The sequence below is a fragment of the Variovorax sp. F042 genome (genome assembly GCF_057814215.1).
Genome location: NZ_JBVASX010000006.1, coordinates 50,360 through 70,165, shown reverse-complemented (window position 1 = coordinate 70,165; position 19,806 = coordinate 50,360). Strand labels below are relative to the sequence as shown.

Annotated in this window: 21 protein-coding genes; 12 read left to right on the top strand and 9 right to left on the bottom strand. The window is 68.8% G+C overall.

Features of this window, described 5'->3' with window-relative positions:
• The first annotated feature begins 1 nt into the window (after window position 1).
• From ACZYSP_RS19850 to ACZYSP_RS19810, 9 genes are all read left to right on the top strand, one after another.
• On the top strand, window positions 2–727 hold the full coding sequence (locus ACZYSP_RS19850; protein WP_489016071.1) for an outer membrane lipoprotein: 726 nt from the start codon (window positions 2–4) through the stop codon (window positions 725–727).
• Window positions 728–870: 143 nt separating this feature from the next.
• Window positions 871–1,785, top strand: a complete 915-nt coding sequence (locus ACZYSP_RS19845; RefSeq protein ID WP_093076340.1) for a dihydrodipicolinate synthase family protein — start codon at window positions 871–873, stop codon at window positions 1,783–1,785.
• Window positions 1,786–1,833: 48 nt separating this feature from the next.
• On the top strand, window positions 1,834–2,967 hold the full coding sequence (locus ACZYSP_RS19840; protein ID WP_093055138.1) for a branched-chain amino acid ABC transporter substrate-binding protein: 1,134 nt from the start codon (window positions 1,834–1,836) through the stop codon (window positions 2,965–2,967).
• An 18-nt stretch (window positions 2,968–2,985) separates the two neighbouring features.
• Entirely contained in the window at window positions 2,986–3,921 is a 936-nt protein-coding gene (locus ACZYSP_RS19835) for a 4-hydroxyproline epimerase (RefSeq protein ID WP_093076339.1), read from the top strand.
• A gap of 11 nt (window positions 3,922–3,932) precedes the next feature.
• On the top strand, window positions 3,933–5,036 hold the full coding sequence (locus ACZYSP_RS19830) for an NAD(P)/FAD-dependent oxidoreductase (RefSeq protein WP_489016067.1): 1,104 nt from the start codon (window positions 3,933–3,935) through the stop codon (window positions 5,034–5,036).
• Window positions 5,033–5,281 carry a (2Fe-2S)-binding protein gene (locus tag ACZYSP_RS19825; protein WP_489016065.1) on the top strand — a complete coding sequence of 83 codons (249 nt, stop codon included), beginning with the start codon at window positions 5,033–5,035 and terminating at the stop codon, window positions 5,279–5,281. Before ACZYSP_RS19830 ends, ACZYSP_RS19825 begins: the two co-directional genes overlap by 4 nt.
• The gene (locus ACZYSP_RS19820) at window positions 5,278–6,570 is read left to right on the top strand and encodes an FAD-dependent oxidoreductase (protein ID WP_489016063.1); all 1,293 of its coding nucleotides are present in this window, start codon (window positions 5,278–5,280) and stop codon (window positions 6,568–6,570) included. Before ACZYSP_RS19825 ends, ACZYSP_RS19820 begins: the two co-directional genes overlap by 4 nt.
• A 29-nt stretch (window positions 6,571–6,599) precedes the next feature.
• Entirely contained in the window at window positions 6,600–7,286 is a 687-nt protein-coding gene (locus ACZYSP_RS19815) for a GntR family transcriptional regulator (RefSeq protein WP_093174501.1), read from the top strand.
• An 82-nt stretch (window positions 7,287–7,368) separates the two neighbouring features.
• The gene (locus ACZYSP_RS19810; protein ID WP_489016061.1) at window positions 7,369–8,298 is read left to right on the top strand and encodes a fatty acid desaturase family protein; all 930 of its coding nucleotides are present in this window, start codon (window positions 7,369–7,371) and stop codon (window positions 8,296–8,298) included.
• On the opposite strand, the gene ACZYSP_RS19805 is transcribed toward ACZYSP_RS19810, so the two are convergent.
• Window positions 8,295–9,182, bottom strand: a complete 888-nt coding sequence (locus tag ACZYSP_RS19805; RefSeq protein WP_097197608.1) for an EamA family transporter — start codon at window positions 9,180–9,182, stop codon at window positions 8,295–8,297. The genes ACZYSP_RS19810 and ACZYSP_RS19805 overlap by 4 nt on opposite strands.
• A gap of 81 nt (window positions 9,183–9,263) precedes the next feature.
• Between ACZYSP_RS19805 and ACZYSP_RS19800 the strand changes: the two genes are divergently transcribed.
• Window positions 9,264–10,151, top strand: coding sequence for a LysR family transcriptional regulator (locus ACZYSP_RS19800; protein ID WP_489016058.1), 888 nt, complete (start codon window positions 9,264–9,266; stop codon window positions 10,149–10,151).
• Here ACZYSP_RS19800 and ACZYSP_RS19795 read toward each other — a convergent pair.
• The 4 genes from ACZYSP_RS19795 to ACZYSP_RS19780 form a co-directional block, all read right to left on the bottom strand.
• Window positions 10,088–11,302 (bottom strand): acyltransferase family protein, encoded by a 1,215-nt coding sequence (locus ACZYSP_RS19795; RefSeq protein ID WP_489016056.1) that lies wholly within the window; start codon window positions 11,300–11,302, stop codon window positions 10,088–10,090. The genes ACZYSP_RS19800 and ACZYSP_RS19795 overlap by 64 nt on opposite strands.
• Window positions 11,303–11,335: 33 nt before the next feature.
• Entirely contained in the window at window positions 11,336–12,370 is a 1,035-nt protein-coding gene (locus ACZYSP_RS19790) for a MerR family transcriptional regulator (RefSeq protein WP_489016054.1), read from the bottom strand.
• A gap of 19 nt (window positions 12,371–12,389) precedes the next feature.
• The gene (locus ACZYSP_RS19785; protein ID WP_093055160.1) at window positions 12,390–12,710 is read right to left on the bottom strand and encodes a hypothetical protein; all 321 of its coding nucleotides are present in this window, start codon (window positions 12,708–12,710) and stop codon (window positions 12,390–12,392) included.
• A gap of 86 nt (window positions 12,711–12,796) precedes the next feature.
• On the bottom strand, window positions 12,797–12,967 hold the full coding sequence (locus ACZYSP_RS19780; protein ID WP_176928792.1) for a hypothetical protein: 171 nt from the start codon (window positions 12,965–12,967) through the stop codon (window positions 12,797–12,799).
• A gap of 58 nt (window positions 12,968–13,025) precedes the next feature.
• Here ACZYSP_RS19780 and ACZYSP_RS19775 point away from each other — a divergent pair, with 58 nt between their 5' ends.
• On the top strand, window positions 13,026–14,495 hold the full coding sequence (locus tag ACZYSP_RS19775) for an MATE family efflux transporter (RefSeq protein ID WP_489016051.1): 1,470 nt from the start codon (window positions 13,026–13,028) through the stop codon (window positions 14,493–14,495).
• Here the strand turns inward: ACZYSP_RS19775 and dbpA are convergent.
• The 4 genes from dbpA to ACZYSP_RS19755 all read right to left on the bottom strand — a co-directional run bounded on the left by dbpA (window position 14,461) and on the right by ACZYSP_RS19755 (window position 18,241).
• Window positions 14,461–15,912, bottom strand: coding sequence for an ATP-dependent RNA helicase DbpA (gene dbpA, locus ACZYSP_RS19770; protein ID WP_093076324.1), 1,452 nt, complete (start codon window positions 15,910–15,912; stop codon window positions 14,461–14,463). The two genes, ACZYSP_RS19775 and dbpA, sit on opposite strands and share 35 nt — an antisense overlap.
• A gap of 87 nt (window positions 15,913–15,999) precedes the next feature.
• Window positions 16,000–16,272 (bottom strand): translation initiation factor IF-1, encoded by a 273-nt coding sequence (gene infA, locus ACZYSP_RS19765; RefSeq protein WP_015867950.1) that lies wholly within the window; start codon window positions 16,270–16,272, stop codon window positions 16,000–16,002.
• A gap of 58 nt (window positions 16,273–16,330) precedes the next feature.
• Complete coding sequence (locus tag ACZYSP_RS19760) at window positions 16,331–16,591, bottom strand: hypothetical protein (RefSeq protein ID WP_093055166.1); 261 nt, start codon at window positions 16,589–16,591, stop codon at window positions 16,331–16,333.
• Window positions 16,592–16,981: 390 nt separating this feature from the next.
• Window positions 16,982–18,241: an MFS transporter gene (locus ACZYSP_RS19755; protein ID WP_489016047.1), complete on the bottom strand. Its 1,260-nt coding sequence runs from the start codon at window positions 18,239–18,241 to the stop codon at window positions 16,982–16,984.
• 84 nt (window positions 18,242–18,325) lie between these two features.
• Between ACZYSP_RS19755 and pdxR the strand changes: the two genes are divergently transcribed.
• A complete protein-coding gene (pdxR, locus tag ACZYSP_RS19750) occupies window positions 18,326–19,804 on the top strand; it encodes a MocR-like pyridoxine biosynthesis transcription factor PdxR (protein WP_489016045.1) in 1,479 nt (492 codons plus the stop codon).
• The last annotated feature ends 2 nt before the right edge of the window (window positions 19,805–19,806 follow it).

The window sequence follows — 19,806 nt, the reverse complement described above, 5'->3', positions numbered from 1 at the left end:
CATGGATCCGACGTCGCCATTCAACCCGCCTCCGGGCCAGCCGGCGGGCAAGTCGCCCAAGGCGCTGTGGGCCGTGATCGGCGCATTGAGCGTGGCCGTGGTGGCGCTTGGCGGCGTGTTGCTTCACCGGCAGGAGCCGGTCGCGAGTGCGAGTGTTCCGCCGCCAGTCGTTGCCGCAGCATCACCCGCCGCACCGGACGATTTCAAGCCTGAAGCCATGCCGCCAGCGCCCGCAGTGCCGCCCACGGCGGCAGGCCCGGCGCCACAAGCGAGGGCGGCTGCGCCGATGCCCGCTCCCATGCCAGCCCTGGCTATCGAGCCCGGACCGGCGCCAGGCGTGATGAATGCACCACAGGTCGCTGCCGCGCCTCCCGCCCCGCCGCCCTGCGCGGTCTGCGGTCGTGTCGAATCGGTTCGCCCGGTTCAGAAGCGCATCCAGAACACCTCGGGCGTGGGGGCCGTGGCCGGCGGCGTGGTGGGTGGCCTCGTCGGCAACCAGTTCGGCCATGGCAATGGGCGTGTCGCGACCACCGTGCTGGGTGCGGTGGGCGGCGGCTTCGCGGGCAACGAGATCGAGAAGCACGTGCGCACGGTCACGGTCTACGAGGTGGGCGTGCGCATGGACAACGGCACGCTGCGCACGGTCGAGACGAAGACCGCGCCGCCCATCGGCAAGCCGGTGACGCTCAAGCGGGGCCTGCTGCGCCCCGCGGACGGCCGCAAGTAGCGCGACCCCGCCTCCGCTCCCGGATATCACAGAAAAACCGGGCGCGGAAGAGCGCATGCCGCAAAGATATCTTGACCATATATCCTTAATATATTTAAAGTGCGACGCTTCGACACCACCGCACATCCACAAGGAGCGATCAAGTGAGCAATCCCCGCTGGCAAGGCATCTTCCCCGCCGTCACCACCAAGTTCCACGCCGACGAGAGCATCGATGCCGAGGGCACGGCCCGTCACATCGACTTCCAGATCCGCAACGGCATCCACGGCCTCGTCACCTGCGGCTCGCTCGGCGAAGCCAGCACGCTGACGCTGGAAGAAAAGCTGCAGGTCGCGAAGATCGCGCTCGAAGCCGCCGACGGCCGCATTCCCGTGCTGGCCAATGTGTCCGAGACCAGCACGCGCGAAGCGCTGCGCTACGTGGACGGCGCCAACAAGCTCGGCGTGGCCGGCTTCATGGTGATGCCCTCGGTGATCTACGTGGCCGACGCGCGCGAGGCGATGCTCAATGTGCGCACCATCGCCAACGCGGCGCAAAAACCCATCATGGTCTACAACAACCCGGTGGCCTACCGCGTCGACCTGAAGCCCGAGCACATGGTCGAGTTGGCCGACTGCGAATGGATCGCGGCCATCAAGGAAAGCACGGACGACATCCGCCGCATCACCGACCTGCGCAACACCGTGGGCGACCGCTACCAGCTGTTCCTGGGCGTGGACGACCTCGCCTACGAAGGCCTGGCGCTCGGCTGCGACGGCCTGTTGGCCGGCGTAGGCTGCGCCTTCCCGCGCGAGACCGTGGCGCTGTACGACCTGATGAAGGCCGGCAAGTTTGCCGAAGCGCTCAAGCTCTACCAGTGGATGACGCCGATGCTGCATCTCGACGTGTCGACCAAGCTGGTGCAGAACCTCAAGCTCATCGACGTGCTGGTGGGCGTGGGCAGCGAGCACATGCGCCGTCCGCGCCTGCCGCTCATCGGCGAGGAGCGCGCCTTCATCGAAGCCATCGTCAAGAAGGCGCTCGCGACGCGGCCCACTCAGTACCAGTCGGTCATGTAATCGCACACAACGAACGTCCTTTTCATCGTCCCCAACCTAGGAAGAAGCATGAAGACAAAAGCAGGCATGGTTCCGTTTCTAAGCCTCGTGGCCCTCGCCCTTGCAGGCCAGGCGTACGCACAGGAGCAGGTGGTCAAGATCGGCCACAGCGGTCCGCTGTCGGGCCCCAATGCCTTCGCGGGCAAGGACAATGAAAACGGCGTGCGCCTCGCCGTCGAGGAGCTCAACGCGAAGAAGCTCGTCGTCGGCGGCAAGACGCTGAAGTTCGAGATGGTGTCGGAAGACGACCAGTGCGACGCCAAGACCGGCGTGAGCGTCGCGCAGAAGTTCGTGGACGACGGCGTCAAGTACGTCATGGGCCCGTACTGCTCCGGCGTGGCCATCCCGGCTTCGCGCATCTACAGCGAAGGCGGCACCATGGTCTCCACCGTGGGCACCAACCCGAAGGTGACGCAGGGCGGCTACAAGAACCTCTACCGCATCATCGCGAGCGACAACCAGATCGGCTCCAGCATGGCCGTGTATGCGGCCAAGGTGCTGAAGGTGACCAAGGTCGGCGTGATCGACGACCGCACCGCCTTCGGCCAGGGCCTCGCCGAAGAGTTCACCAAGGAAGCGAAGAAGCAGGGCCTGACCGTGGTCGGCCAGGAGTTCACTACCGACAAGGCCGTGGACTTCACTGCCATCCTGACCAACATGAAGGCCAAGGCGCCAGAGGCCATCTTCTTCGGCGGCTATGCACCGCAGGCCGCGCCCATGGCACGCCAGATGAAGCAGCTGGCCGTGCCCGGCAAGCTGCTGGGCGGCGACACCGTGTGCAGCCCCGCCACCGGCAAGCTCGGCGGCGATGCGGTCAACGACCTGGTGTTCTGCGCGCAAGGCGGCTCCATCCTCGAGAAGGCGCAGAGCGGCCCGGCGTTCAAGGAAAAATTCAAGAAGCGCTTCAACGCCGACCCTGATGCCTACGCAGCTTCGTACTACGACCAGGTGCTGTTCATCGGCGAGTCGATGAAGAAGGCCAATTCCATCGACCCAGACAAGGTGGGCGCGGAGCTCTACAAGGCAACGTACAAGGGCGTGGCCGCAACCTATGCCTACGACGACAAGGGCAACATGAAGCAGGCGCCCATCACCGTGTTCACGTTCAAGAACGCGGCCCCGGTACCCATCGCCAGCTACTGAACGAACGGACGACGCCACATGCAACGCATCCAGGTCATCGACTCGCACACGGGCGGCGAGCCCACGCGCCTTGTGATCGGCGGCTTCCCTGATCTGGGCGGCGGCAGCATGGCCGAGCGCCGTGCGCTGCTGGCCGACCAGCACGACAAATGGCGCGCGGCCGCCGTGCTGGAGCCGCGCGGCAGCGACGTGGTGGTGGGCGCGCTGCTGTGCGAGCCGGTGTCGCCGGATGCGGCTGCCGGCGTGGTCTTCTTCAACAACGCCGGCTACCTCGGCATGTGCGGCCACGGCACCATCGGGCTGGTCGCAAGCCTCGCGCACATGGGGCGCATCGGCGTGGGCGAGCACCGCATCGAAACGCCCGTGGGCACCGTCACGACCACGCTGCACGAAGACGGCTCGGTGAGCGTGCGCAACGTGCCCGCGTACCGGCATCTGCACCAGGTGGCAGTGGAGCTGCCGGGCCATGGCACCGTGCGCGGGGATGTGGCCTGGGGCGGCAACTGGTTCTTCCTGGTGAGCGAACACGGCCAGCGCGTGGCGAGCGACAACCTCGCGGCGCTGACCGACTACACCGCGGCATTGCGCAAGGCACTCTCGGCCCAGGGCATCACAGGCGCGGACGGCGCGGAGATCGACCACATCGAGCTCTTCGCTGCAGATGATGAAGGCGCCGACAGCCGGAACTTCGTGCTGTGCCCCGGCAACGCCTACGACCGCTCGCCCTGCGGCACCGGCACCAGCGCCAAGATCGCCTGCCTCGCGGCCGACGGCAAGCTTGCGCCCGGCGAGGTGTGGAAGCAGGCCAGCGTGATCGGCAGCGTCTTCGAGGCCAGCTACGCGATGGACGGCGACAAGGTCATTCCCACGCTGCGTGGCCGCGCGCACATCAGCGCGGAAGCCACGCTGCTGATAGACGACGAAGACCCGTTCGGCTGGGGCATCCGGCTCTGACGCCGCGCGGCATGGACGCGGATGTCATCGTCATCGGCGCCGGCATCGTCGGCGCGGCTTGCGCGCAAGCGCTTGCACAGGCGGGGCGCCGTGTGCTGGTGCTCGATGCGCGCATCGGCGGCGCCACCGGCGCGGGCATGGGTCACCTCGTGGTGATGGACGACAACGCGGCCGAACTCGAACTGAGCCGCCATTCGGTCGCGCAATGGCGCGAGCTTGCACCGCGCATGAGCGAAGACTGCGCGTACAGCGCCTGCGGCACGCTGTGGATTGCCGCCAACGACGAAGAGATGGCCGAGGCCGAACGCAAGCAACAGCGGCTGCGCGCGCACGGCATCGACAGCCGGCTGCTCGATGCGCGCGAACTGGCGAGCGCCGAGCCCGCCTTGCGCAAGGGCCTGTCGGGCGCGCTCGAAGTGCCGGGCGACGGCATCCTCTATGCGCCGAATGCGGCGCGCTGGCTGCTCGCACAGGCCGCTGATTCGGTCCGTGTGGAGCACGCGAAGGTCGATGCCGTCGAAGACGACGGCGCACTGCGCCTCGCGGACGGCAGCCGCCGCACCGCGCCGCAGATCGTGCTGGCCAACGGCATCCAGGCGACGACGCTGTGCCCCGAACTCCCGATACGCCCGAAGAAAGGCCACCTGCTGATCACCGACCGCTATCCGGGCACGGTGCATCACCAGCTCGTCGAGCTCGGCTACGTGACCAGCGCGCACCACAGCGACGGTGACTCGGTCGCCTTCAACGTGCAGCCGCGCCCCACGGGGCAGCTGTTGGTCGGCTCGTCGCGCCAGTTCGACACGACCGATCCGACGGTCGAGGCGCCGATGCTGGCGCGCATGCTCCAGCGCACGCTGGACTACCTGCCGGGGCTCGCGAATCTCAACGCCGTGCGTTCGTGGACCGGCATGCGCGCGGCGTCGCCCGATGGGTTGCCTTTGCTGGGCAAGCACCCTTGGCGCGAGAAGCTCTGGCTTGCGGTTGGGCACGAAGGCCTGGGCGTGACCACGGCGCCGGGCAGCGCGCATCTGCTTGCTGCGCTGATGACCGGCGCGACTCCTGATTTCGATGCGGCGCCATACGCACCGCGCGGACTGCGGGAGATCGCATGAGCGCCCACACCCTGTTGAACATCGACGGCCACCTGGTCCGCGTGAAGGCGGGCAGCTCGGTCGCCGCCGCGTTGCGTGTGGCTGGTGGCATGGGCGTGGCGCGCACGTCGGTCACGGGCCAGCAGCGCGCGCCGTTCTGCGGCATGGGCGTGTGCCAGGAGTGCCGCGTGCTGGTCGATGGCCGACGCAGGCTCGCATGCCAGACGGTCTGCGTCGAAGGCATGCGCGTGGAGACGGCGGAATGAACATGGAACATTGCGATGTGCTGATCGTCGGCGCGGGTCCGGCCGGCATGGCTGCTGCAGTGGCTGCCGCGCCGAGCGACGCATCGATCGTCGTCATCGACGACAACCCCGCGCCCGGAGGACAGATCTGGCGCGACGGCCCCGGCGCGACGCTGCCGCCAGCAGCGCGCAAGTGGCGCGATGCGCTCGAGCGCCACGCCAACATCCGCGTGCGCAGCGGCACCCGCGTCGCTGCCGCACCTTCGCTCAACGAGCTGCTGCTCGAAGACGCGGAGCGCGCCACGCGCATGCAATGGCGCAAGCTCATCCTCTGCACCGGCGCGCGCGAGCTGCTGCTGCCCTTCCCCGGCTGGACGCTGCCCGGCGTGACCGGCGCGGGCGGCCTGCAGGCGCTCATCAAGGCCGGCATGCCGGTCGAGGGCGAGCGCATCGTCATCGCGGGCAGCGGCCCCTTGCTGCTTGCCGCCGCCGCAACGGCACGTGCTGCGGGTGCGAAGGTGCTGCGCATCGCCGAACAGGCTTCGTTCGCCTCGGTCGCGCGCTTCGGCGCCAGCCTTGCGCGCTGGCCGGGCAAGGCCGCGCAGGCAGTGACGCTCGCCGATCCGCAGTACCGCACCTCGTCGCGCATCGTCTCGGCGCAGGGTGCGACGCAGGTCGAGTCGGTTCGCCTTCGGCAAGGCAGCGGCAGAGAAGTCGAGATCGCCTGCGAGCGCATCGCCTGCGGCTTCGGCCTCACGCCCAACACGCAGCTGGGGCAACTGCTCGGCTGTGCCCTCACGCCTGCGAGCTCCGGTGCGCAGGCCCTGGCGGTCGATGCCTCGCAGGCCACCAGCGTCGCCGGCGTCTATGCAGCGGGCGAGTGCACCGGCTTCGGCGGCAGCGAACGCGCGCTGGCACAGGGCACCATCGCCGGCCATGCCGCCGTCGGCAACGAGCGCGCTGCAAAGACGCACGAGGGCGAACGCGCCCGCTGGAACGCCTTCGCCGCCCAGCTGCACCGCAGCTTCGCGCTGGCCGCCGACATCAAGGCCATGCCGCAACCCGACACGCTCGTGTGCCGTTGCGAAGACGTGCCCTTCTCCGCGCTGGCAGGCTGCAGCGGCTGGACCGACGCCAAGCTGCACCGCCGCTGCGGCATGGGTGCGTGCCAGGGCCGCGTTTGCGGCGATGCCGCGCAATTCCTCTTCGGATGGACTCCGCCCGTGCCGTGCCCGCCGCTGTCGCCGGTCCGCATAGCGACACTCGCGGGTCTCGTGGGTCTGGCGAACGACGGCGACGCCCGACAATGACGCCGCCGCATCCGCGGAAAAAGAAAACCATGGCCGCCCCGAAGAAGACTGCTCCAAAGAAGACAAGCTTGCGCGCACCGCCCAAGCGCCGCGCCGCCGACATGGCCTACGACGCCATCGAGACGCTGCTGTCGACCATGCTGCTGAAACCCGGCAGCCAGATCGTCGAGGCCGAGCTCGCCGAGCGCACGGGGCTGGGCCGCACGCCGGTACGCGAGGCGCTGATGCGCATGGTGTCCATCGGCCTCATCGTGCAGCAGCCGCGCCGCGGACTGCTGGTGTCGGCCATCGACCTGGCCGACCATCTCGACGTGATCCAGACCCGCCGCGTGCTCGAACTGCTGATTGCCGCCTGCTCCGCGCGCCGGGCCACCGCGCAGCAGCGCAAGGAAATCGTTCATTGCGCCGAGATGATGGTCGAGGCCGCGGGCCGCGGCGACCTGAACGACTACATGCAGGCCGACCGCGCGCTGGACCTCGTCAACCACCAGGCGAGCCACAACGATTCCGCGGTGAAGGCGGTGGTGCCGCTGATCGTGCAGTGCAGGCGCTTCTGGTACGCGTACCAGCATGAAGGCGAGATCGTCGAGGGCGCGAATGCGCACCTCGAACTGGCGCAGGGCATCGCGACAGGCGATGAGGCCGCGGCCATCGCGGGCGCCAACCGGTTGATGGACTATCTCGAAGTCTTTGCGCGCAAGATCATCGACAAGTAGCGGCGAGTAGGCCGAAGGGCCTCGCCCGGCACCCGGGGAATTCCGCGTGTTCCACAGCGGCTTGCAGCGCCATACTGGCCTCATGGCCGCCGCTCCCCGTGCCCAACCCGAAGACTTCTTCACCACCGACGAGTGGCAGTCGCTCACCGCGCGTTCGTCGTGGAAGGGCCTGTGGCTGGTGCTGCACTGCTGGGGCGTGATCGGCGCCGCCATGCTGGCGGGCATCGTGTGGCCGTGGACCATTCCGCTGGCGGTGCCCATCGTCGGCGCGCGGCAGCTGGGGCTCTTCATCCTCATGCACGACGCGGCGCATGCGGGGCTGCATCGCAACCGCAAGGTCAACGACTGGGTGGGCTACTGGCTGTGCTCGTCGACGCTGCGCGACTACCGGCCGTACCACCTGCAGCACCATCGCTTCGTGCAGCAGACCGAAGACCCCGACCTCGTGCTGTCGGCGCCCTTCCCGATCACTCGGGCCTCGATGTGGCGCAAGGTGGTGCGCGACCTGAGCGGGCAGACTTTCTACAAGCAGCGCTTCGGGCACATCGCCGAGGGCATTCGCAAGCGTGCGGCGGGCGAGTCGGCCTTGAAGGTGCTGGGCCGGGAGCTTGCGAAAGACCACCGCTTTCTCGTCGCCAACGGCCTCGGCTTCCTGGCCTTCGCCGTGGCCGGCTACTGGTGGGCATGGCTGCTGATGTGGCTGCTGCCGATGACGACATGGCTGCCGCTCGTGAGCCGCGTGCGCAACATCGCCGAACACGCGCTCGTCGCGCAGAACGAGGCCGATCCGCTGCGGCAGGCCCGCACCACGCACGCCGGCTGGCTCGAACGCATCCTGGTGGCGCCCTATTGGGTCAACTACCACTGCGAGCACCACATGTTCACCAGCCTGCCCTGCTGGGCCCTGCCGAAGGCGCATCGCCTGCTGCAGCGGCAGGGCGCGATCGTGCGCATGGAAGTGCAGCCCGGCTACCTGGGCCTGCTGAAGCGCGCCACGGCGCTTGCCGCCTAACGGGTGGCCGCAGCAGGCCGCACCAGCGGCTGCGCGCCGCGCTGCGCATGCTGGCTGAGCCAGATGCTCGCGATCACGATGCCGATGCCCGCCACCTGCCACGCTGAAAGGCTCTGCCCCAGCAGCGCCCAGCCGAGGATCACGGCCGTCACCGGGCTGAGAAAGGCCAGCGGCGCGATCGCCGAGGGCTCCAGCCGGGCCACGCCGCGGAACCACACGATGTAAGTCAGCGCGGCGCCCACGAGGCCGAGCCAGCCGAAGCCGATCCAGTTCTGCACCGTGAGCGCGGGCAGCGGCGGCTCCAGCAGCAGCGCCACCGGCAACAGCAGCAGGCCGCCCGCGGTGAGCTGCCAGGCGGTGAAGGTCAGCGCCGACACCGGCGGCTGCCAGCGGCGGCTCAGCACTGTGCCGAAGGCCATCGACACGGCCGCGGCGATGGCTGCGGCAATGCCGATGGCGTCGAGCGCCGCATTCGGCGTGAGCACCAGCAGCGCGACCCCGCCGATGCCGACCACCGCCGCCGCCACCGACAGCGCACGCACCGGCGAGCCCAGGAAGACGCTCGCGAGAAACACCACGAGCAGCGGCTGCACCGAGGTGATCGTCGCCGCCACACCGCCCGGCAGTCGATACGCCGCGAGAAACAGCATGGCCCAGAGGATCGAGAAATTCAGCGCCCCGAGCACGAAGATGCGGCCCCACCAAGCGCGTTCGGGCAGCTTGCGCACGATCAGCAGCAACAGCAGGCCCGCGGGCAACGCGCGCAGCAAGGCAACCGTGAGCGGGTAGTTCGCCGGCAGCAGCTCGGTGGTGACGATGTAGGTGCTGCCCCAGATGGCGGGCGCAGTCGCGGTGAGGAGGATGTCGGTGGTGCGGCTGGTCATGCCTCGAATCTAGTGAGTTGACCCTTGGTTGTGAATGCTCGAATAATGAATTGATTCTTTACTGTCGGTCGTCAATCCAGCATGGACCATCTCACGGCTCTCAAGGTCTTCCGCACCACCGCCGCCACGGGCAGCTTCGCCGGCGCCGCGCGGCAAATGGGGCTCTCGGCCGCGGCCATCAGCAAGAACATCGCGGAGCTGGAGGCGCATTTGAAGGTGCGGCTCATCAACCGCACCACGCGGCAGATGAGCCTGACCGAAGCGGGCGCGGCGTACTTCGAGCGCCTGTCGCGCATCCTCGACGAACTCACCGAGGCCGATGCCGCGCTCGCGCCCATGGGCAGCAGCCCCGGCGGCGTGCTGCGCGTGAGCGCACCGCTGACCTTTGCGCTCACCTCGCTGTCGCCGGCCATTCCCGAGTTCATGAAGCGCTACCCGAACCTGCGGCTCGAACTGAACCTGCAGGACAGCCGCTCGGACATCATTGGCGAGGGCTACGACCTCGCCATCCGCGGCAGCGACCGGCTGGAAGACTCCAGCCTCGTCGCGCGCAAGCTGATGACCATGACCCACGTGCTGTGCGGCGCGCCCGGCTACTTCGCCTCCGCCGGCCGGCCTGCGCAGCCCGAAGACCTGAAGGCCCACGAGTGCGTGCAGTTCACGCTTTCGGGCCACGCGAACAAGTGGACCTTCAGCCGCGCCGGCCGCAGCGTGGCGGTGCCCATCGACGGGCGCTACAAGGTCAGCTCCAGCATCGCCGTGCGCGACGCGCTGCTTGCGGGCTTCGGCCTGAGCCTGATCCCGCGCATCTATGTCGAGAGCGAGCTGGCTTCAGGCCGGCTGCAGGCTGTGCTCGAAGACTGGGAGGCCGACCGGACGCCGATCTACGCCGTCTACCCCTCGCGTCACTTGGCGGCCAAGACCCGCGCCTTCGTCGACTTCCTGGTCGAGCGCTTTTCCGCGCGCTGACCGTTCAGCAGCGTGCCGAGGCGGGTGTGGCGCACCAGCAGCTGGTAGCTGGCGAGCGCCACCAGCGACGTGGCCGCGATGTTCAGGCCTATCTTCGCGACCGCGCCGAGGGGCGCGTTGAACAGCAGGATGCCGAAGCCGATGGTGCCGAGCATGTGCACCAGGTACACCCAGTACGAGCTTTGCGACAGGTAGGCCAACACGGCGTTCTGGCGCGGCAGGTAGCGCACGAAGCCGCCGATCAGGGCCAGGCTCCAGAGCCATGCGGTCGCGTTGTAGACGAAGGCGATCCAGAACTCGGGATGCGGCAGCGACTGGAGACGGTTGCCGCGGAATGCGCCCAGCAACACCACCGTTGCCACCAGGAATGCGAGGCCGGCCACCGCATGGCCCTTGCAGCGCGACGCGAACATCGCCAGCAGCCGCTCCTGCTGGCCGTGCACGTACCAGCCGACCACGAAGAAAAGTCCGCTCTGCACCCATTCGGCCAGCGGCGGCAGGAACGAGCCGCTTTCCGTGACCATGCCGGACGGATAGAAAGTGCCAACGAGCGCCAGGGGCAACGCCAGCACAGCGAAGCCCCAGCGCCGTTCGGCCAGCGTCACGAAGCTTCGGGCCAGCGCCGCGCGCAGCCGTGTCGGCACGAAGCGCTGCAGCCGCACGCCGGCCCAGGCCATCACGCTGAACCAGAACAGCTGGTACAGGAACCACAGGTGCATGGTGTTGAAAGGCGAGCCGCCAGGCTGCCGCGCGGGCGTCAGCGCGGAGTCGATGCCCGGCACGCCGCGCGCCGTCAGATGGATGTAGACCATCGCCAGCACGGTGGTCGCCACGAACAGCGGCGGCCAGAAAATCGCGAAGGGCAGCGCCAGCCGCAGCGCGCGGTTTCGCAGCATGCCGCCGGCGCCGCGCCGCGCGACCAGCAGCGCAACGAAGAAGCCGGCCAGTACGAAGAACACCGGCATGCGGAAGCTGTGGATGAAGAGCAGCAGCAGGTCCGCGACCGGCGATGTCTTCGGGTCGCGCCATGGCAGCGGCGAATTGATCGTGAGGTGGTTGATCGCCACGTGCAGCACGATGCCGAGCCACATCATCAGGGCGCGGAGGTTGTCGAGCGCGTGGAGCCGCTGGGGCGTGGTTGGGTTGTTCATGCGGCCACTGTCGGGCCTCACGCAACGTCAGGGTCAAGCGCTGCCGGCGGATGGCGGCGGATTTTTCTGCTGCAGCACGGCCATGGCGCGCATCAGGTACTCGCGCACTTCGGGCGTGGTCACGGCGGCGGCCTGCAGCACCGGCTCCGCGTTCATCGCCCGCATCAGGCGGGCTGCCAGGCCGGGGTCGTGGTTGGTGAAGGCGGCGAACAGGCGCGCCCATTCGCGCGCGATGGCCTGCACCGACTCGTCTTCAGGAGGGACGGCGCGCGCCCGCAGCGCGGCGAGTTCGCCCGCCAGGCACCGCCATTCGTCCTCGGGCGGGCGGCTCAGGTGCGCGAGATCGTCGGTGCTCAGGTGGCGCAGCAGCGCGGCCATGCGCATGCCGATGGCTTCGCCGATGTACTCCACCAGTTCGGCGGGAGGCCCGTCGTCGCTGCGCGCCACGGGCTCGCGCCGGTACATCTCGCCCCAGCGCGTGATGAGGTCGAAGCTGCCGTCCATCCACTGGCCCATCAGCGTCATCCAGCGGGCGGCCAGCGGCTGCACCTCGGGGGCGCCGGCCGGCACGCCGCGCGACATCAGCGCCGCCACCTCGGCCACCAGCGGCGGCCACCGGTCGGCCACGTCTTTCCAGTTGGCCATGAACGACCTGATCTCGGCGGGGCTGAAGTAGCGCCCGTAGGTGGTCATCTTCTCGAGCGTGTCCAGCCAGTCCTTCATGTCGGGCTGGGCACCTTCGTCCAGGCGCTGCTGCAACAGGCCGAGCCGTTCGCGCAAGGCCGTGGCCTGTGCGATCTGCTGGTCGAGCGATTCGATCTGCCGCGCGATGATGGTGGGCAACGAGCTGCTCTCCGCGCCCAACAGGGCGCCGATCTCCGCCAGCGGCAGGCCCAGCAGCCGCAGTGCCTGGATCGCGTGCAGGCGGGCGATGTCGGCCGCGTTGTAGAGCCGGTAGCCGGCCTCGGAGCGTGCCGAGGGCGCGAGCAGGCCGATAGCGTCGTAGTGGTGCAGCGTGCGCACCGTGAGGCCCGTGTGCCGGGCGAGTTCTCCGACCTTGAGCAGCATGGGTCGCTCCGGCAGGGGCTCAGTCCGCTTCGGGCGCCGGCTCGGGCCCTTGCCAGCCCAGCAGCTCGGCCAGCCGCTGCACGATCCAGCCCGCCTCGGCCGCCGATACGCCCGATTCAGGCGTGGCCAGCCCGGCGTGGATGCGCCGCAGGATCTCGCTTTCGACCGGCACCTCGGTGTGGTGCTGGATCTGCGCATGGCCCACGAGGTGGCTGGCGAGGTCTTCGCAGATCTCGTAGCGCTCGCGCACCACGCCGATCGGCTCGCTCAGGCGCTGGCGCGCGTCGGTGTACACCGCGAAGAACGAGGGCGGGATGAGGATCTGGTTGTCGTCGGACATTGCGATTTATAGCTGCCCCAATGACAAAACGCGCCCTGGGGCGCGTCTGTCGTGGCTCAGGTGGGAGCCAGGCGGGGGCTGATGGATCAGCCGCCCTTCTTGGCGCGCTTGCCAGGGTTCTTCTTGCTGCGCGTTGCGGTGCCGCGTTCCAGGCTGACCTTCTGGCCGCCACCGGAGCGAGGCGCCGTGTAGCCGGGCAGGGGCGTCGGCTTCGGGGTGGCAACGCGGTCGGCTTCGGTACGAATTTTCTTGGGCATGAAAAGCTCGGGTAAAAGTAATGTTCGAGCCGCAATTAGGCCACATCGAGAATTTCACATGCCAATAGCCGAAACAACCGGCGGTGTCGAGCGCGCGCGCTTCGTTTCGGGGTCGCTGCTGCGGCATGTCTGCGTGATGGCGGGCACCGGGGCCATCGGACTGATCGCGGTGTTCGCGGTCGACCTGATCAACCTGTTCTACATCTCGCTGCTCGGGGAGAAAGCGACGGCCGCGGCGGTCGGCTTCGCGGGCGTGGTGGGGTTCTTTCATGCGTCGCTGTGCATCGGGTTGACCATCGGCATCACGGCGGTGGTGTCACGCACGGTGGGGGCGGGACGCACCGAAGACGCGCGGCGCATCGGCACCTCGAGCCTCGTGCTGATGACGGCGGTGTCGGTAGTGGTGGGCACGGGCACGGCCTTCTTCCTGCACCCAGCGCTGCAGGCGCTCGGCGCCGAGGGCGAGACGGCGCGGCTCGCGCAGCGATACCTCTCGGTGACGGTGCACACGCTGCCCCTGCTGGGCATCGGCATGGCGACTTCCGCGCTGCTGCGTTCGATCGGCGACGCACGCCGCGCGATGACAGTGACGCTCGCGGCCGCCTTCGTGACGGCGGTGCTCGACCCGATATTGATCTTCGGCTTCGGGCTGGGGCTCGACGGCGCGGCCATCAGTGCGGTGGTTTCGCGCATGGTGCTGGCGGCCATCGGGCTGCATGGCGTGATGGTGAAGCACCGCATGCTCGGGCGCTTCGATGCGCAGCGGCTGGCCGGCGATGCGCGCGCGCTCGGCACGGTGGCCGGGCCGGCTGTGCTGACCAATCTTGCGACGCCCGTGGGCGCAGCCTTTGTCACGCATGCGGTTGCGCAGTTCGGGCCGTCGGCGGTGGCGGGCGCGGCCACCATCGACCGGCTGACGCCGGTGGCCTTCGGGCTGGTCTACGCGCTCAGCGGGGCGGTCGGGCCGATCCTTGCGCAGAACCTGGGCGCGGGGCAGTACCGCCGCGTGCAGGAGGGGCTGCGCGACAGCCTGCTGTTCATGGTGGCGTCGGTGGCCGTGGCGTGGCTGGTGCTGGCACTGGGCCAAGGCGTGCTGATTCGCGCGTTCTCGGCCGACGGGCTGGCGGCGGAGCTGATCTCGCTGTTCTGCAGCTGGCTGGCCGCGAGCTTCTTCTTTGCGGGCGGGCTGTTCGTGGCGAATGCGTCGTTCAACAACCTCGGGCATCCGCTGTTGTCTACGGCGTTCAACTGGGGGCGCGCCACGCTGGGCACGATTCCATTTGCCTGGTGGGGCTCGCACTACGGCGCGGCCGGCGTGCTGATCGGGCAGGCCGTGGGCTCGTCGATCTTCGGGTTGCTGGCGGTGGTGGTGGCGTTCCGGCTGGCCGCGAAGCTGGCGCGGCAGGAGGCGCCCGATGCGGCGCCGGCTCCGGTGCTCGACGCACCGGTGGCGCCGACCTCGGCGCTCGCTACGCCGCAGCCGGCAGGGGTTGCTACAGGTCCTGCAGCGTCAGCAGCCGCACCTTGACCGACTTGCCCTTCACGCGGCCGCTGGACAGCTTGCGCGCCGCCTCTTCGGCAATGGCGCGGTCGACCGCCACGTAGGTCGAGAACTCGTTGACGTTGATCTTGCCGACCTGGTCCTTCGCGTAGCCGCAATCGCCCGTGAGTGCGCCCAGCACGTCGCCGGCGCGGATCTTTTCCTTGCGCCCGCCGACGATCTGCAGCGTGGCCATCGGCGGCTGCAGCGGTGCGCCCTTGCCCGGTGTGAGCTCGGCCAGTTCGTGCCATTCGGACTCGCGGCCTTGCAGCTGCTCGATTTTTCCGACGCTGCCCATCTCGTTCATGCTGGCCAGGTTCAGCGCCAGGCCCTCGGCATCACCCGACTGGCCCACGCGGCCGGTGCGGCCGATGCGGTGGATGTGAATCTCCGAATCGGGCGTCACGTCGACGTTGATCACTGCTTCGAGCTGCGCAATGTCGAGCCCGCGCGCCGCCACGTCGGTTGCCACCAGCACCGAGCAGCTGCGGTTGGAGAACTGCACCAGCACCTGGTCGCGCTCGCGCTGCTCCAGTTCGCCGAACAGCGCCAGCGCGCTGAAGCCCTGGGCCTGCAGCACCTCGACGAGGTCGCGGCACTGCTGCTTGGTGTTGCAGAAGGCCAGCGTGCTCACGGGGCGGAAATGATCGAGCAGCAGGCTCACGGTGTGCAGCCGCTCGCTGTCCTTCACCTGGTACCAGCGCTGGCGGATCTTGCTGCCTTCATGCTGGGCCTGCACCGTGATCTGCTCGGGGTTCTTCATGAACTGCTGCGCGAGCTTGGCGATGCCTTCGGGATACGTGGCCGAGAACAGCAGCGTCTGGCGTTCCTTCGGGCACTGGCGCGCCACCTTCACGATGTCGTCGAAGAAGCCCATGTCCAGCATGCGGTCGGCTTCGTCGAGCACCAGCGTGTTGAGCGCCGAGAGGTCGAGGTTGCCGCGCTCCAGGTGGTCCATCAGGCGGCCGGGCGTGCCGACCACGATGTGGGCGCCGTGCTCCAGGCTGGCGATCTGCCCGCGCAACGCGACGCCGCCGCAGAGCGTGACGACCTTGATGTTTTCCTCGGCGCGCGCAAGGCGGCGGATTTCGGTCGTGACCTGGTCGGCCAGCTCGCGCGTCGGGCACAGCACCATCGACTGCACCGCGAAGCGGCGGGGGTTCAGGTTGGAGAGCAGCGCCAGGGCGAAGGCGGCGGTCTTGCCGCTGCCGGTCTTGGCCTGGGCGATCAGGTCCTTGCCGAGCAGCGCCGGCGGCAGGCTGGCCGCCTGGATTGGCGTCATCTGCGTGTAGCCGAGCTGCGTGAGGTTGGCCAGCATCTGTGGCGAGAGCGCCAGCGCGGCGAAGCCGTTGTCGGCAGGGGCCTGGGCTTGCGGGCCGCCGGCTGTGGGATTGGGTGTGGTCATCGTTCAGCAGCCGGACAGACGCACGAATGACAAAGGCCTTGCCGGCGCCCGTCGCGGGGCGCCGCAAGGCCTTTCGTCAGTCGCGGATCAGCGGCGGGGTGCGTTGTTGTTGCCGGAGTTGGTCGGCGGCGGGCCGCGACGTTCCAGGTGACGGAAGGTGATACGGCCCTTGGTCAGGTCGTAGGGCGAGAGTTCGAGCGACACCTTGTCACCCGCCAGGATGCGGATGTGGTGCTTGCGCATCTTGCCGCCGCTGTAGGCGATCAGCTGATGGCCGTTGTCCAGCGTGACGCGGTAGCGCGAGTCGGGCAGGACTTCGGTCACTGCGCCGTTCATTTCGATCAGTTCTTCCTTGGGCATGTGTGGTTACCTCTGAATCGTTCGATGTGTGTTGGAGATGGAATTGGGCGTAATTGTTTCAGCCCGCGCACGGAAGCGCGAGAGGGGCATTGCGAGGAGCGCGTTCGCGCACCCAGCCGAGGCCCTGATCGATGGCGTAGCCGACGGCGGCTGCGTGGCTGGCAAAGCGCGGCGTGAAGCGCATCACGCGGTCGTGCATGCCGCTGCCGTGGCCGGAGCGGATCGAGACGGAAGCGGCGTAGTTGCCGTCGTCCTGGTGTCGAATGAGCGGGGAAACAAGGTACTTGCCCACCGCGATACTGTGTTGAATGATGTCCATGAAGCCTTGGCACGCCGCGCGGATACAAAGCGCGAAGTGCCTGAAAAATAATTGAAAACGGGCGTGGGCCGGCCGGAATGGCGCGGCGGACGCGCTATTCGCTTCAACAGGAACGAAGGCAGTGGTGGCAATCATGGGCGCCCGGTCTGGCGCTCCAACACACTGTGAAAGCCGGCTTGGGAGTGAGAGGCCTGAATAATCCAAGGACAGTGCAGGTCAGCCGGCGGTATTGACGAAATTCTTCGTCGTGGTATCGAAACGAACCCGACATTATAGCTTGCGGGGCATGACAATTGCCGGTCTTAAAAACAACGATCCCATGAAAAAGGCCCCGAAGGGCCGTGGTTGGAGAGCTGTTTGCTATCAAAAGTATAGTTATTCAGCGCCCGATCAAGCCGTAGCAGCCGCTGCCAGCGCCGAACCGGCCGTCCGCGCCTTGTGCGCCGCGCGTAACAGCAGCATCAATCCCGCGAACTGGAAGGCCGCCCCCACCCAGCCCACCGCGCTGACGCCGACCAGCTCGATCGCCGCGCCGCCGGACACCGAGCCCGCCGCAATGCCGAGGTAGATCGCCGAAGCGTTGAGCGACAGCGTCATCGGTGCGCGCTCCGGTGCCAGCCGGATCAGCCGCACCGCCTGCGCCGGCCCGAAGCCCCAGCCCGCGAAGGCCCACAGCGCTGACAGCCCCACGATCAGCGGCAGCGCCAAGCCGCGCGGCAGCATCTGCGCCGAGAAAGACAGCCCGCCCAGGATCACCACCAGCATCAGCGCGAAGCCCTGCGCCGTGCGGTCGGCGCCGAGGCGGTCGGTGGCCCAGCCACCGGCCGCGGTGCCGATGGCCGCCGCCACGCCGATGGCGAAGAACATCGTGCCCACGCCCTCGGTGCCGAAGCCCAGCGTGGCCGAGAGGAACGGCGCGATGTAGGTATAGAAGCTGAAGCCGCCAGTGGTCCACAGCATGGTGGTCAGCAGCGCCGGCAGCACGCCCGGCACGCGGGCCACGGCAAAGGCCGGTGTGCCCTTCGTGGCGGCGGCTGCGACGACCGGCGCCTGCGCCAGTTGGCGCGGCAGTCCGAGCGCGAGACCCCAGGTGGCGAGTGCCGCCACCGCCGCGATCAGCAGGTAGGCCGTGCGCCAGCCGCCCCAGCCCGCGATCCACGCACCCAGCGGCACGCCGAGCGCGACTGCCACCGTACCTCCGCCGGTCACGATGGCCAGCGCCCGGCCGCGCAGCGCGGGCGACACCATCGCGGCCGCCACGGCGCTCGCGGTCGGCAGGAACACGCCGGCCACCAGCCCCAGCGCGACCCGCGCCAGCGCCAGCTGCGCAAAGCCGTGCGCCATCGACGCCGCCAGCGTCAGCGCCGAGAAGGCCGCGAGGCTGGCAATCAGCAGCTGCCGGCGCCCGAAGCGCGCCAGCAGCGCCGCCATCACCGGCGAGCCGATGGCGTAGCTCAGCGCGAACAGCAGCACCAGTTGCCCGGCCCGCGCGGCGCTGATCTGCAGGTCGGCCGCCAGCACCGGCAGCAGCCCCACGACCATGAAGCTTTCGGTGCCGAGGGCGAAGGCGCCCAGCGCAAGCCAGCCCAGGCTCAGCGGCAGGCGTTCGGTTGCCGGTTGCTGTTGCGATGTCGAGAGATCCGTGTTCATGAAGGACTCCGTGGCAAGTGTGTTCAAGGCCTTCAGAATAGGTTTGCAATTGGCTCTTCAAAAGAACCACAATCGGCGAAGTTCATGGAGCCAATTTTCGAACTCGCCATCCGCTTGCCGGGCGCCGGCTCGCGTGATCTGCTGCGCGAGGTGCACCGCCAGCTGCGCAGCGCCATCCTCGACGGCCGGCTGCAGCCCGGCGCGCGCCTGCCCGCCACGCGCGCGCTGGCGCTGCGGCTGGGCGTGTCGCGCAACACCATGCTCGCGGCCTACGACCTGCTGCTGAGCGAGGGCTACCTGCTGGCGCGCCCCGGCGCCGGCACCTACGTGGCGGACACGCTGCCGGCATCCCGGCGCGGCCGCAACACGAAGGACTCGACGGCCAAGCGCGACCCCCGGCTGGTGCCGCTGAACGTTCCTGGCGCCGACCTCGCCCCAACGCTGCAGCCGCAGCCCGCGCGCGACGACTTCCGCGTCGGCCTGCCCGACGTGAGCGTCTTTCCCTTCGACATCTGGCGCCGCCTGAGCGACCGCGCGCTGCGCCGCGTCGCGCGGCAGACGGCCGACTACGCCGACCCGCAAGGCCAAGGCGCGCTGCGCGAGGCCATCGCGAAGCACGTGTCCTTCACCCGCGCGGTCGGCTGCACCGCCGACGACATCGTGGTCACGGCCGGCGCACAACAGGCCTTCGGGCTGCTCGCGCGCATCCTCGTCGTGCCGGGGCGCACGGTGGTTGCGGTCGAGCAGCTGTTCTATCCCTCGCTGCGCGAAGCCATGCTGGCCGCGGGCGCGAGAGTGATGACGGTGCCGACCGATGGCGAGGGCCTGTGCGTGGACCGCATTCCGCCCGAGGCGCGCGTGGTCTGCGTGACGCCCTCGCACCAGTTCCCCACCGGCGTCGCGATGTCGCCGCAGCGCCGCGCCGCCCTGCTGGCCTTCGCGCGGGCGCGCAACGCTGTCGTCGTCGAGGACGACTACGACAGCGAATTCCGCTTCGCCGGCCGCCCGCTCGATGCACTGCAGACGCTGGACCGCGCCGAGTCGGTCTTCTACATCGGCACCTTTTCCAAGAGCCTGTTTCCCGCCTTGCGCCTGGGCTTCGTGGTGACGCCGCCGTGGGCGCGCGCGGCGCTGGTGCGGGCGCGCGAGCTGGCCGACTGGCACGGCCCGGTGCTCGGCCAGGAGGCGCTCGCCGCCTTCATCGCCGAAGGGCACCTGGCGCGCCACATCCGCAAGATGCGCAAGATCTACGGCGCGCGGCGCACCGTGCTGCTCGATGCGCTGGCACGCCACTGCGCGGGCAGGCTCGAAGCGATTCCTTCAGATGCGGGCCTGCACCTGTCGGCCTGGCTGCACGGCGATACGCGCGACCACACGGTGGTCGAACGCGCGGCCGCAGCCGGCATCACGCTGCCGCCGCTGTCGCGCTATGCGCTCGACCCGAACGCGCCCGGCGCGCCTGACGTACCTGAATTGCAAAAAAATGGCCTCGCCTTCGGCTACGGCCTGATCGCCGAGCCGCAGATCGACGGCGCCATCCAGCGGCTGGCGCGCCTGCTGTAGCG